The organism is Modicisalibacter xianhensis (genome assembly GCF_900113605.1).
Lineage (GTDB): Bacteria > Pseudomonadota > Gammaproteobacteria > Pseudomonadales > Halomonadaceae > Modicisalibacter > Modicisalibacter xianhensis.
The window spans coordinates 126,484-139,389 of the sequence record NZ_FOPY01000007.1; the positions used below are offsets into that span (position 1 = coordinate 126,484).

General features: G+C 61.7%; 11 protein-coding genes. 7 read left to right on the forward strand and 4 right to left on the reverse strand.

From position 1 onward, the window contains the following. Positions 1–28 precede the first annotated feature (28 nt). Positions 29–772, reverse strand: coding sequence for a helix-turn-helix domain-containing protein (locus tag BM194_RS09915; RefSeq protein WP_244890927.1), 744 nt, complete (start codon positions 770–772; stop codon positions 29–31). A gap of 248 nt (positions 773–1,020) precedes the next feature. On the opposite strand from BM194_RS09915, the gene BM194_RS09920 reads away from it, so the two are divergent. The 5 genes from BM194_RS09920 (at position 1,021) to ku (BM194_RS09940) (ending at position 6,393) form a co-directional block, all read left to right on the forward strand. Then, positions 1,021–1,518 (forward strand): ferritin family protein, encoded by a 498-nt coding sequence (locus BM194_RS09920; RefSeq protein ID WP_092846252.1) that lies wholly within the window; start codon positions 1,021–1,023, stop codon positions 1,516–1,518. A 209-nt stretch (positions 1,519–1,727) separates the two neighbouring features. Continuing rightward, positions 1,728–4,298 (forward strand): DNA ligase D, encoded by a 2,571-nt coding sequence (ligD, locus tag BM194_RS09925; protein ID WP_092846254.1) that lies wholly within the window; start codon positions 1,728–1,730, stop codon positions 4,296–4,298. A 16-nt stretch (positions 4,299–4,314) separates the two neighbouring features. Beyond that, complete coding sequence (locus BM194_RS09930) at positions 4,315–4,536, forward strand: hypothetical protein (RefSeq protein ID WP_143097581.1); 222 nt, start codon at positions 4,315–4,317, stop codon at positions 4,534–4,536. A 14-nt stretch (positions 4,537–4,550) separates the two neighbouring features. Further along, the gene (ku, locus tag BM194_RS09935) at positions 4,551–5,327 is read left to right on the forward strand and encodes a non-homologous end joining protein Ku (RefSeq protein ID WP_092846258.1); all 777 of its coding nucleotides are present in this window, start codon (positions 4,551–4,553) and stop codon (positions 5,325–5,327) included. After that, complete coding sequence (gene ku, locus BM194_RS09940; protein WP_092846260.1) at positions 5,320–6,393, forward strand: non-homologous end joining protein Ku; 1,074 nt, start codon at positions 5,320–5,322, stop codon at positions 6,391–6,393. Before ku (BM194_RS09935) ends, ku (BM194_RS09940) begins: the two co-directional genes overlap by 8 nt. Positions 6,394–6,397: 4 nt before the next feature. On the opposite strand, the gene BM194_RS09945 is transcribed toward ku (BM194_RS09940), so the two are convergent. Beyond that, positions 6,398–6,745: a TraR/DksA family transcriptional regulator gene (locus tag BM194_RS09945; protein WP_177223384.1), complete on the reverse strand. Its 348-nt coding sequence runs from the start codon at positions 6,743–6,745 to the stop codon at positions 6,398–6,400. Positions 6,746–6,797: 52 nt separating this feature from the next. Here BM194_RS09945 and BM194_RS09950 point away from each other — a divergent pair, with 52 nt between their 5' ends. Next, complete coding sequence (locus BM194_RS09950) at positions 6,798–7,598, forward strand: L,D-transpeptidase family protein (RefSeq protein WP_340148079.1); 801 nt, start codon at positions 6,798–6,800, stop codon at positions 7,596–7,598. Between the two features lie 77 nt (positions 7,599–7,675). Next, on the forward strand, positions 7,676–7,939 hold the full coding sequence (locus BM194_RS09955; protein ID WP_092846266.1) for an Lpp/OprI family alanine-zipper lipoprotein: 264 nt from the start codon (positions 7,676–7,678) through the stop codon (positions 7,937–7,939). A gap of 131 nt (positions 7,940–8,070) precedes the next feature. On the opposite strand, the gene BM194_RS09960 is transcribed toward BM194_RS09955, so the two are convergent. After that, positions 8,071–9,141 carry a L,D-transpeptidase family protein gene (locus BM194_RS09960; protein ID WP_092846268.1) on the reverse strand — a complete coding sequence of 357 codons (1,071 nt, stop codon included), beginning with the start codon at positions 9,139–9,141 and terminating at the stop codon, positions 8,071–8,073. Between the two features lie 133 nt (positions 9,142–9,274). Beyond that, complete coding sequence (gene mfd / locus BM194_RS09965; RefSeq protein WP_092846270.1) at positions 9,275–12,739, reverse strand: transcription-repair coupling factor; 3,465 nt, start codon at positions 12,737–12,739, stop codon at positions 9,275–9,277. Positions 12,740–12,906: the final 167 nt, after the last annotated feature.

Below are 12,906 nucleotides of genomic sequence, written 5' to 3' on the forward strand. Positions count from 1 at the left end.
GACGAGTCCCGGAGCGGTTTGGTCGAGGTCAACAGCGTCCGTTGCTGTCGGCCAGGCGTGTCAGGGCTTCCAGGTCGTGAATGTGAAACTCTCGGCCGCGTGAAGTAATCAGGCCTTGCTGTTGAAAGCGTCCTAGCAGGCGACTGACCGTTTCCACCGCCAGGCCCAGATAGCTGCCGATGTCGCCACGTGACATGGCCAGATTGAAGCAATAAGGGGAATAACCGCGGCGCCGGAAACGCAATGACATGGCTACGAAGAACGTCGCCAGACGCACATCCGAGGTCTTGCGCAGCAACAAGTGCATCAACAGGCGCTCGTTCTGCAGTTCCTTGCTCATGCACTGGTAGAGGTAGTTGTGCAATTCGGGGCTACTGCATGTGAGTGCTTCCAGCCGCTCGAAGGGCAACTCGAACAGTGTGGTGGTTTCCAGCGCAATGGCATTGCCGGGATAACGGTGATCGCCAATGGCGTCGAGGCCGACGATTTCGCCGGGCAGGAAAAAGCTGGTGACCAACTCCTCCTGGTTTTCGGTCGTGGTGACCTGTTTCAAGCTGCCGGAATGGATCACGTACAGGCTATTGAACGGCATGCCCTGAACATAGAGGGCATCGCGCTTGCGCAGTGGAGCGGTACGCCTGGCAACCACGCCAAACCTGTCGAGCGTCTCCGAGGAGAGGGAGAACGGCAGGCAAAGCGAACTCAGCCGGCAGGTCTGGTTGTGCAGATCGTGCTGGCGGGCAAATCGCAACACGGGGCGCGGAGTCGTCATGCTCACCTCCACCATAGTGCGGTTTGCCTAGAGTATGGACGAGTTTGGACAATGCGGATATCGCCTCGGCCTTTGGTATGGCGTGATTGGTCTTTGGGAGTGAAGCGGGTCCCAAAGTGACGATCGTCAAAGTTTTGTCATGACATAGGCTGTACAGTGCGCGCCATCGCGCCTTAGGACCGACAATCGGAAGACAAGGCGTCGTGCCGCCGGATAGTCCGGGCAGGTGTGCCATCACGGAGACCCCAATGCAGCGCATCCAGAACATGACGACGACGACCAGCCTTCTTCCCGAAGAGTTGCTTGTCGCAGCCTATGCTCATGAACGCCGGGAAAAGCAGCGTTATAGGATGCTCGCGTTGCGCTTCCAGCCGTTCGATGCGGTCACCCATCGCTTGTTGCAGATGCTTGCCGAGGAGTGCGAGCAGCGTCTCGATGCCCTGGCGCGTGCCGCCGAGCGCCTGGATCTCTGTGGCTCTCCGTGCAGTCTGGCGACAGAGGAGCCGCTTGCGAAGGCGCGCCACTTCTTCATCGTCGACGAGCGTATGGCGGCACAGTTGCTGACCCGTACCGTAATCGACGAGCATCGTTCGCTGGCGTTCTACCGCCAGTTGGCGGACGCCAATGCCTTGCCGCAGTTGTACAAGCTGCTGGCCGGCTTCATACATCAGAAACAGGCCCAGATTCGCATTCTCGAGGAGGCGCAGAGTCAGTCGCCAAATCTCGCCTATCGCCACATCGCCTGAGTGGGAAGCGATTTTCGATTTATCGAATAGGCTACCCGCAAGACGCCCGCCGGCACTGTCGGCGGGCGTCTTGCGTTTCAGGCAACAGGCGCCGGTTGGCGCGCGGACACCGCTTGACTAGGCTTAAAGCCAACGACGCAGCAGCGCGGAGTAACGCATCCTGCTTCCGGGGTTCGGGGTGGTGATGGGCAGCTTCAAGGACGAGGGCAATGGCCAAGCTAGAGGAGTACCGACGCAAGCGCGATTTTCGGCGCACGACCGAACCGGCCGGCGGCGTCCCGCATGGTCAAGCGGGAGAAAGCGGGCACCTGTTTGTCGTGCACAAGCATGCTGCCAGTCATGACCATTTCGATCTGCGACTCGAACAGGATGGGGTGCTGAGGAGTTGGGCGCTGCCCAAGGGGCCGAGCCTTGAGGCGGGTGAGAAGCGTCTGGCCGTCGAAGTGGAAGATCACCCACTGGAATATGCCGACTTCGAAGGGGTGATTCCCGAGGCCTCCTATGGCGGCGGCACCTCGATGCTGTGGGATCGGGGGCGCTGGGCAACGACGGGCAAGCCGGGCAAGGATCGTATCGATTTCGAACTCGTGGGCGAAAAGCTGCACGGGGCCTGGACGCTGACTCGCATGACGGGGCGGCGCGAGAAAAGCGATCGCAACTGGTTGTTGATCAAGCGCCGCGATGGTCACGGTGGCGAAAAGGCGTCGATGACGCCGCCGTCCGACGGTGACCGCAGTGTCGCCACCGGGCGAACCATGCGCGAGATTGCCGAAGATCGCGACACGCTGTGGACCCGGGAAGGCGCCGTCAGCGAAGCGCCGCCGTTACCCGATCCCAGTGACCTCCCGGGTGCCCGACGGCAAGCCATGTCTCGCGAAGCCTCCCCCCAGCTTGCCACGCTGGTGCGTCAGGCCCCGGAAGGTGAGGACTGGATTCACGAGATCAAGTTTGACGGTTACCGGGTGCTGGCGCGCCTGGAAAAGGGTGAGGTGCGCCTGATCACGCGCAATAACAAGGACTGGACTCACCGCTTTCCCGAACTGGCCCGGGTCATCGCTCAGTTGCCCGTGGACAGTGCGCTATTCGATGGCGAGGTGGTCTCGCTGGGCCAGGATGGCATCAGCAGTTTCCGTCGGTTGCAGGAGGCATTGAGCACGGGACGCACCGCGGGCCTGGTCTACCAAGCCTTCGATCTGCTCTACCTGAATAACCATGACCTGCGCGAGGCCGTCCTCGTCGATCGCAAGCGGCTGCTGTCCCAGCTATTGGCGTCGCTCGGCCTGAAAGGGCACAACAGCGTACGTTATGCCGATCATATTGAATCTCAGGGTACAGCGTTCTTCGACCAGGCCTGTCGCATGGGGCTCGAGGGCATCATCAGCAAGCGCGCCGAGAGTCGTTACCAGAGCACTCGCAGCAAGGATTGGATGAAGACCAAGTGCGCCAACCACGAGGAATTCGTGGTGGGTGGCTATACCGACCCCAGTGGTTCGCGCAGCGGCTTCGGGGGGCTGCTGATGGGCGCCTTCGATGACGATGGGCGGTTGGCGTATGCCGGGCGGGTCGGCACCGGCTTCAATGCCCGCCTGCTCGATACGCTCAGCCAGCGCCTTGAGGCCCAGGAAGCAGCGACATCCCCCTTCAATGGGCCGGTTCCCGATGTGCGCCGCGTGCATTGGGTTCGACCGGAAATGGTGATCGAGGTGGAATTCACCGAGCGTACGCGGGATGGTCTGTTGCGTCATCCCGCCTTTCGGGGGCTGCGCGAGGACCGTAATCCGGAGGAAATCCGCGTGAGTCCTGACAAGACACGATCGACGCCCCCGTCAGAGGATGTTGAGCCATCCGCACCCAAGGCAAGCCCGGCCAGGGCGCGTGGCGATGAAAGCCGGTTGCTTGGCGTACGCCTGACGCACCCGGACCGTATCCTCTTTCCCGAACAAGGGCTGACCAAGCGCGACCTGGCGCAGTTCTACGAAGCGATCCAGGACTGGATTCTGCCTCGCCTTGCCCGGCGACCGCTGTCGCTGGTGCGATGCCCGCAAGGGCGCACCAGTGAATGTTTCTTCCAGAAGCATCCGCGGGTCGCCATTCCTGCCAGCGTGCCGCGCATCGACATCGCAGAGGCGTCAGGAACCTCGGAATACCTGTATATAGAGAGCGCCAGCGATCTGGTGGCATTGGTCCAGGCCGGGGCATTGGAGATCCATCCATGGGGTAGCCGTATCGAGGACGTCGAGCGCCCCGACAACCTGGTGTTCGATCTCGACCCGGCACCGGGCGTGGCCTGGCAGGAAATCCTGCGTGTCGCTGGTACCCTGCGCGAGCGCCTGGCGTCGCTCGGCCTGGGGGCGTTCGTGCGTACTACCGGCGGCAAGGGGCTGCATGTCGTCGTGCCGATCGTGCCAAGCGCGACCTGGGACGATGCCAAGGCTTTTACCAAGGCGGTTGCCCAGCAGCATGCCCAGGCCGACCCAAGGCGCCTGACGGTCAACATGGCCAAGAGCAAGCGCGAGGGGCGAATTTTCATCGATTACCTGCGCAACGGCCGCGGTGCCACGGCGGTCGCCTCCTATTCCGTGCGGGCGAGGGAAGATGCGCCGGTCTGCGTTCCCGTGCGCTGGGATGAACTCAATGCAGCACTGCGTTCCGACCGCTATACGACCGAGAACCTGAAGCGACGCCTTGCGGCACTGCGCGGGGATCCTTGGGCCGGCTACGAGGATGCCGCGCGCCCGCTCGAGACGGAACTGCTGCGTGCCGTGGGGCTTGTTCGATGAACTCAAGGAGAATGCCGTGAGCCACGACGATGCCGAGCCACCCTGGTGGCTGGAGTCCGGCGCCGAGACGTGCCAGTCATGCCATCGTACGTTTCATTATGAGGCGGGCTATCACTGTTTCCACTGCGACAGTCCTGTGTGCCCGATCTGTGTGGTAGAGCTGCATGAGACGCGTCAGGTGATCTGCCCGGAATGCCATGCCCAGGATGGCGGGACGAATGGTGAAGATGCCGGCTAGACGAGGAGAGGACAATGGCTGCCAGAGCGATGTGGAAAGGAGTGGTGCGCTTCGGCGAGGTACGCGTGCCGGTCAAGCTCTATTCCGCTGTGCAGGATCGCAGCGTGCACTTTCGCCTGCTGCACGGCAAGGACCGTTCTCCCGTCAAGCAGGCGATGGTCAATCCACAGACCGATGAGGCCGTACCGTTCAGCGAAGCCCGGCGTGCCTACCGCACCGACGAAGGACGCCTGGTGTGCCTGGAGCACGCTGAACTCGAGGAGCTCGAGCCCGAACAGACCCGTGATATCGAGGTGATCAGTTTCCTGCCGCCCGAGGAAATCGATCATCGCTGGTACAGCCGACCGTACTATCTGGGGCCGGATGGCAACGAAGATGCATATTTTGCGCTGATCGAGGCGTTGCAGCGTAACGGGCGCGAGGGCTTGGCGCGCTGGGTCATGCGCAAGAAGGCTTACATCGGTGCCCTGCGTCTGCATCAGGGTTATCCCATGCTCATCTCTCTGCGCCACGACGAGGAAGTGGTATCGCTCGATACCCTGAATCCGCCCGGCGGGACGCGCCTCGACGCCAAGGAGCTGGACATGGCTCAGCAACTCATTGGCATGCTCGAGGCGCCCTTCGAACCCGAGCAGTATCATGATGAATACCGTGAGCGCGTCATGGCGCTGATCGAGGCCAAGCAGCGCGGCGAAAGTGTCAAGGTAACCCCGATTCGTCGTCCCGAGCCCTCCGATGACGTGACGACGGCCTTGGAGGCCAGCCTGAAGGGAGGACGCAAGCGTGCCTAGAAAGCAGCGGGAAAGCGAGGAGCAGCAGAAGGCTCGTGTCAGCGGGCCGCGCCCGTTCTGGTCGGGCACCATCACGTTCGGCCTGGTCAGTCTGCCCGTGGGATTGTATCCAGCCAACCGTTCCCGGCCGGTGTCGCTACGCATGATCGACAGCGACGGCACCCCGCTGGCGCGTCGTTATTTCTGCGAGAAAGAGGGCCGACCGCTGCGCAGCGACGAGCTGGTACGGGGCTATGAAGTCGAGAAGGGCGATTACATCGTCATCGAGGATGAGGAGCTTGATGCCCTGGCGCCCGAGAAGTCCCAGGAAATCGATCTCAAGCGCTTTGTCGACCTGGACAACATCGACCCCATGTATTTCGAGCGTGCCTATTTCCTGACCCCCGACAAGGGCATTACCAAGGCCTACCGGCTGCTTGCCAAGAGCATGGAGGAATCGCGGCGGGCCGGCATTGCTACCTTCGTGATGCGTGGTAAGGAGTACTTGGTGGCGATACTGGCCGAGAAGGGGATTCTACGGGCCGAGACGATGCGTTTTCACGAGGAGGTCCGCAAGCCTGAGAGCGTCGGACTGCCCGAGCTGCAGCGCGCGGACAGCCAGCAAGTCGAGGATATCGAGAAAGCCATTGCCTCGCTGGCGACCGACAAACTGGAACGAAGTGCGCTGGAGGATTGGCACAGTCGTAAGATCATGGATCGGGTCAACGAAAAGCTCGACAAGGGCGAAGGAGTCATCGACATCGACGCCGAGGAGGAAGCGGAAGCCGAGCAGGGCGGTGAAGTGATCGACCTGATGCAAGTTCTCAAGCAGAGCCTGGAGCAGGGGCAGCCGCCCACTGAAACGCCAGCGTCGCGCCATCGCAAATCGGCCGGTGACAAGTCGCGCAAGGCCGCGCCCAGCGCAGGAAAAAAGCGTGGCAGTCACGGCAAGAGCAAGCAGGGTCATGATGACCTGGCTGGGTTGTCCCGTCATGAACTCTACGAGCGAGCTCAGGCACTCGACATCCCGGGGCGCAGTAACATGAGCAAGGCGCAGCTTATCCGGGCCATCGAACAGGCCGCCTGAATGGTCAATGGCGCGTGCGTTCGTGGCGCGACTGCACTGCCCGGGTGTATTTCGCCGCGGGGTCGAGCAAGAGCCGCTCGAGTCCGATGGCCTCGCCGCTTTCCAGGCAATAGCCATACTCGTCGTGGCGCAAGCGCTCCAGGGCGGCCTCGATACGGCCAAGCCTCATGGTGTCACGTTCGGCTTGCTTGAGCAGAAATGTCTGGTTGCCTTCTGCCACGGCACGGTCCATGGCGTCTCCCCAGCAGCGGCACCCTTCGATGCCTTCACGTGCCTCGGTCAGGCGCAGCCGCGTCTCGTTGCGAAGCCGCTGCAGGTATGCCTCGAAAAAGGCTCGTTGTTGCTGGTTCATGTAGTCCTCTTTCGGCATGGCCAAAAGAGTGATTTCATCGAGTGTCGTTGACATGACGTTGCGCTGGTGTCGCTGTGTCATCTTGGTTTGTATTGCACCGACAGGCCTGTTATCGAAAGCGTTTGCCGATCCATTCCCTGCAATCAGCTTGGTCATCTGGCGTGCAACTTGCCAATTGTTGAGGCAGAATCATGAAAAATTTTGCCACGGGGCATGGCTCAGGACGCCTGAATATCGGAAAATGTTGCCGGTCGAGATGTCCCGTGACCGGAAGGTGTCGTTATCGATGAGGCAGAAACTGTTATACGCGTTATCGTTGGGTTTGTGCTTGGCACTGATGGCTTCCGGTCTGCATGCCGCCGAGGAGTCGCGGGAGGTGTGGCTGCTGGTGGACGACAGGACGTCGACCCTGCATGTCTATCGTGGGAACCAGGAAATCGAACGCTTCTCCCCCGTATCGCTGGGGCGCGGAGGCGCCAAGCGCCTGCGTTTGAGTGGCAGTCGTGCGACTCCGACCGGGGAATTCAAAATAAATTGGATCAATGAAGATAGCCGCTTCCATATCTTCCTGGGTCTCGATTATCCTACGCTCGCCCATGCTCGCGAAGCTCACGAGTCAGGCATGTTGAGTGAACCCGAGTTCTATGATTATCTTACGTATTATCGTCGGCACGGTGCTCCACCTCAGGACACCGTGTTGGGCGGTAGCATCGGGATACATGGTCTCGGTGAAGCCGATCCGAGTGTTCACCAGCGATATCATTGGACCGATGGCTGCGTGGCAGTCACCAATGACCAAATCGAAAAGCTGGCGACACTAGTACGGCTTGGCACAAAGGTAATCATCCGCTAGGTTACTAGCAGCAAGTAGCAACAGGCCTGCCTGTGCAGGAAATGTAAGTCAACCAAGGAAGACTCAAGGAGAACCGCATGAAAAAAACCAGCACCATGCTCAAGCTCGCCGCCGCAACTCTGGCCATGGGTGTCATGGCTGGCTGTGCATCTCAGGCCAGCGAAGAGCAGAGCGGCCAGATGAGCCAGGCGCAGCAGGAAGCCAACGAGACCCGCAGCATGGCTCGTGAAGCGCTGACCACTGCACAGCAGGCCCAGCGTACTGCCCAGCAGGCTCTGCAGCTCGCACAGCAGAACCGTCAGGAAATGGATCGCATGTTCGAGCGTTCCATGCGCAAGTAATCGAATGCCAACGGCATCCGTGAGGATGCCGTCAACGCTTTCGATGAGAAAGCCCTGCCTAGGCAGGGCTTTCTTCGTTTCAGCATCACCAGCGTCAAGTGGAACGCCTTCTCGGCAACCGCGATACGGCCTCAGGCGTCGTCTTTAGCGACCGACGTTTCCAGCTGGCTGTATAGGGCTTCATGCAGCTCCAGCCAGTCGTAGAGAGAGGCTGGCTTCTCGACAGCGGGAATATCGATCGGTGCCCGAACCAGCAGCAGCGACTCGGGAGACCCGCTGGGGCGTTCGACTTCGCCACGCAGCTTGGCGTAGTCGACGGGATACTCCTTGCCCCTGACTTCCTTCGTGACGGCATCCAGGGCCTTGGTGATACGACTGACGGGCGTATCCCCTGATTCTTCCATCGATGGATACGACTGAACGAAGAGGGTACCCCCTTCCGTCCAGCCTAGCTTGAAGGGCTCATTGATCAGGCGTACCTGCGTGTCGACCGGCACCCGGGGAAACAGTCGCGCGATATCCTCGTTCAGCATACGAATGCAGCCATGGGTAACACGCATGCCGACACCCAGCGGCTTGTTGGTCCCGTGGATCAGGTAGCCAGGGATACCCAGTCGCATGGCGAACGGGCCGAGGGGATTGTCCGGGCCAGGTGGCACGACGCTTGGCAACATGTCGCCCTGTTCGGCATGTTCCTTGATGATCGAAGCGGGCGGATACCAGGCGGGGTCCTTGGCCTTGGCGGTAACCCGCGTTTCGCCCAGCGGCGTCTTCCAGTCCATGCGCCCGACACTGACCGGATAGGTCTCGACCATTCGAGCCTCGCCTTTCACCACCTTGGGGTAATAGTAAAGGCGCATCTCGGCAACGTTGACGACGATCCCTTCCCGGGGGCCGGGCGGCAGGATGAAGCGCGACGGGATCACCACCTCGGTCCCTTCGCCAGGGATCCAGAGGCTGACGTCGGGATTGGCCCGGCGGATTTCCTCGTAACCGATGCCATGGCGATGCCCGATGGAGAAAAGCGTATCTTCATGCGAGGCCTTGATGACCTGAATCTCGCCAACCACGTCGCCTTTTTCGGGCAGCCGATAGTGTCCCGTCGGCAGCGGGGCCTGTGCCTCGACGGCCTCGGGCAGAGTCGGTTCCTGGGCCATGAGCAATGGCGGCATCGCCAGCAGTCCCACAGCCAACCAAAGCATGCTTGCTTGCTTAACTCGCATCAGACGCGACCTATTCAATCCTCGTAACCGGCGGGGTGCCGGAAGATCGAGTATATTCCTGTGTATCGCCCCGGGACACAATGCCTGCAAGCGATAATTTGCAGCGGTCGACTCACGCCGCCTGGGCCTTGCGATTGAGGGTGTCGAGCAGGCCTTCCACCTCTTGGAAGCGGGCGTCCTCACCCTCCATGCTGGCCTCGAAACGCAGTATCTCGGCGCCTTCCAGCCTGTAGTGCCTGGGGTCGCGCTGGATCAGGTTGACCAGGGTCATGGGGTCCACGGCCGGGTTGGCGCCGAAGATCACCCGGCCGCGCTCGGGCCCTGCCTCGAGGCGCACGATGCCCAGGCGCTCGGCACGCTGGCGCAGACGGGTCTGGCGGAACAGGGTCTTGACCGGGGCGGGCAGCAGGCCGAAGCGATCGATCATCTCCACCTGCAGTTCCTTGAGTTCCGCTTCGTCGGCAGCATTGCTGATGCGCTTGTACATGATCAGGCGTTGCTGTACATCATGCAGGTAGTCGTCGGGAATCAGTGCCGGCAGGTTGAGACTGACTTCCACGCCCTCGTCCAGTGGCGCCTCGATGTTGGGCGTCTTGCCGGCGCGGATTGCCTTCACGGCGCGATCGAGCATCTGCATGTAAAGGCTGTAGCCGATAGTTTCCATCTGGCCGCTCTGCTCGTCCCCCAGCAGCTCGCCAGCCCCGCGTATTTCCATGTCATGGCTGGCCAGAGTGAAGCCGGCGCCCAGATCCTCGGCCTGGCCGATGGCCTCCAGGCGCTTGATGGCATCCTTGGTGATGGCCTTGGGTGGCGGTGTAAGCAGGTAGGCATAGGCCTGGTGGTGGCTGCGTCCGACGCGTCCCCGCAACTGGTGGAGCTGGGCCAGGCCGAACTTGTCGGCACGCTCGATGAGAATGGTGTTGGCGCTGGGGACGTCGATGCCGGTTTCAATGATCGTCGAGCAGACCAGCACGTTGAAACGTTTATGGTAGAAATCCGACATCACCCGCTCCAGCGAACGCTCTGGCAACTGCCCATGAGCGATGCCGACCCGGGCCTCTGGCACCAGTTCCGTAATCTTGCGGGCCGCGGGTTCGATGGTCTTGACCTCGTTGTGCAGGAAGTACACCTGGCCGCCGCGCAGGATCTCGCGCAGGATCGCCTCCTTGATCACGGGTTCGTTGCGTTGCTGGACGAAGGTCTTTACCGACAGCCGTCGGGCCGGCGGGGTGGCGATGATCGACAGGTCGCGGATGCCGCTCATTGCCATGTTCAATGTGCGTGGGATAGGGGTGGCGGTCAGCGTCAGGATGTCCACCTCGGCGCGCAGGCTCTTGAGGCGTTCCTTCTGGGCCACCCCGAAGCGATGCTCCTCGTCGATGATCAGCAGGCCCATGTTGGGGAGCTTCATCGACTTGGACAGCAGCTTGTGTGTGCCGATGACGATATCGGCGCGACCTTCCTCGATACGCTTCAGGGTATCCGCCTGGCCCTTGCCGCCGGTAAAGCGTGAGATCAGTTCGATCTGTACTGCGGTATCGGCAAAGCGGTCGCGGAAATTGTCGTAGTGCTGCTGGGCGAGCAGGGTGGTGGGGACCAGTACCACGACCTGACGACCGGAATGCACGGCCAGGAAGGCGGCACGCATGGCGACTTCGGTCTTGCCGAAGCCGACATCACCGCACACCACGCGATCCATGGGGCGCGGTGCAGTCATGTCGCCGATCACCGCATGGATCGCCGCACGCTGGTCGGGGGTCTCCTCGAACGGGAAGCTGGCCGCGAAGCGCTGGTACTCCTCACCCGGTGGGTCGCAGGCGAAGCCTTCGCGGGCCTCGCGCCGCGCATACACATCGAGAAGTTCGGCGGCGGTATCGCGAATCTTCTCGGCGGCCTTCTTCTTGGCCTTGTCCCAAGTGTCAGAACCCAGTCTGTGAAGCGGTGCCAGCTCGTCGCTGGCGCCGGCATAGCGCGAGATCAGGTGCAGGCTGTCCACCGGTACGTAGAGCTTGGCGCCACCGGCATATTCCAGCGCGACGAATTCGGCGGCCTGGCCCCCGGCTTCCAGGGTCTCGAGGCCCTGATAACGGCCCACGCCATGGGTCTGGTGAACGACCGGCGCACCGGGGCGCAGTTCGGACAGGTGACGAATCGCCAGCTCGTTGTCGTCGGTGGCCTTCTCGCGGCGCCGGGTCTGGCGCACCACGTCGCCGTAAAGTTCGGTTTCGGTGACGATGGCCAGGGTGGGGTCGCCAAGCCCCGAGCCGCTTAGCCAGAGTCCCTCGTCGAGTTCACCCTCGGTGATCGCCAGACGCGAGTTGCCGCCGAGGAAGGCCGGCCAGCCGTCAACATGGGGCAGGTCGAGGTGCAGTACACCGAGAGTCTCTGCCAAGGCTTCGCGACGGCCTCGCGACTCGGCGACGAACAGCACGCGCATCTCGCAGTGCGAGGCGAGAAACTCCTCGAGACGCGCCAGGGGCTTCTGAGCCCGGGCATTGATTGCTACCTGAGGCGGGCCTTGGGTGGCTGGCAGGCGGGCGTGCGGGTGGTCTTCGTCGGTGATTAGTTCGACACGTGGCCTGCCCTTGATGGCGGCAAACACCTCGGGAACCGGAATGAACGCCCGTGCGGGAGGCAGCAGTGGCCGGGTCGGATCGACGCCCAGGTTTTCGTAACGGCTTTCTATGGCAGTCCAGTGATGCTCCGCTGCACCGAAAACGCCTGGCAGCAGGGCCACGCGGGTGTCATCGACGAGATGATCGAATAGCGACGCGGTCTCCTCGAAGAACAAGGGCAGGTACTGCTCGAGTCCCGGTGCCGGAATACCCTTGAGCGCATCGTTGTACAACGGGCATTGCCGTGGGTCGACGTCAAATAGCGTCTCGAAGCCTTCGCGGAAGCAGGCAATCGCCGAACGCGATAACGAATATTCGTGAGCCGGCAGCAGTTCGACACTTTCTACCTTGTCCTGACTGCGCTGGGTATCGGGATCGAAATGGCGCAGCGTGTCGACCTCGTCATCGAACAGGTCGATTCGCAACGGGGCACTGCTGCCCATCGGGAACAGGTCGATGATGGCGCCGCGCAGGGCATATTCGCCGGGTTCGTAGACGGTCTCCACGGCCCGGTAGCCGGCCCGGGACAAGGTCTCCCGGAAGCCCTCGCGATCGAGCGTCATGCCCACGCTCAAGGTGAGGACGCGCCCGGCGATGTAGTCGCTGGGTGGCAGGCGCTGCATCAACGTATTGATCGGTACCAGTACGATGCCATCCCGGGTGTCCTGCAGGCGACGCAAGGTGCGCAGACGCTCGGAAACGATGTCCTGGTGCGGGGAGAAGCTGTCATAGGGCAGGGTTTCCCAATCGGGAAACGGCATGACCGGAACCCTGGCAAAGAAGCGCAAGGCGTTTTCCAGGCGCTGGGCCGAGGCGGTATCCGGGGTGATTACCAATAGCGGGGCATCATCGGCCAGCCGGGCCAGGGCCAGCGCCGTTGCTGCGCCGTGGGGAGCCTGCCAGTAGAGCGTATCGCGCGTTCCGGTAGGGCTGGGCGGGGCCAGCGGAGAAAAGTTCGACATTGGCGTCTTCAAGCAAAGGTTAGGGTGTTGGGCAAATGATAACAGGGGCGGCGTCCGTGGGAGAAAACCCGCATACTGACGTGGCTGTTCGTTTCTTTTGACACCGCAAAGCCGGAAACCGGTTTGTAGTCAACCCCGGATTTCTGTAGTGGTCTTACAACTTCTGC

Bases quoted from the DNA above. Each gene is read 5' to 3' on its own strand.
- ku (WP_092846258.1), top strand. From the start codon at position 4,551: ATGGCTGCCAGAGCGATGTGGAAAGGAGTGGTGCGCTTCGGCGAGGTA.
- ligD (WP_092846254.1), top strand. From the start codon at position 1,728: ATGGCCAAGCTAGAGGAGTACCGACGCAAGCGCGATTTTCGGCGCACG.
- BM194_RS09955 (WP_092846266.1), top strand. From the start codon at position 7,676: ATGAAAAAAACCAGCACCATGCTCAAGCTCGCCGCCGCAACTCTGGCC.
- BM194_RS09915 (WP_244890927.1), bottom strand. From the start codon at position 772: ATGACGACTCCGCGCCCCGTGTTGCGATTTGCCCGCCAGCACGATCTG.
- BM194_RS09950 (WP_340148079.1), top strand. From the start codon at position 6,798: ATGACGTTGCGCTGGTGTCGCTGTGTCATCTTGGTTTGTATTGCACCG.
- BM194_RS09920 (WP_092846252.1), top strand. From the start codon at position 1,021: ATGCAGCGCATCCAGAACATGACGACGACGACCAGCCTTCTTCCCGAA.
- BM194_RS09960 (WP_092846268.1), bottom strand. From the start codon at position 9,141: ATGCTTTGGTTGGCTGTGGGACTGCTGGCGATGCCGCCATTGCTCATG.
- mfd (WP_092846270.1), bottom strand. From the start codon at position 12,739: ATGTCGAACTTTTCTCCGCTGGCCCCGCCCAGCCCTACCGGAACGCGC.
- BM194_RS09945 (WP_177223384.1), bottom strand. From the start codon at position 6,745: ATGAACCAGCAACAACGAGCCTTTTTCGAGGCATACCTGCAGCGGCTT.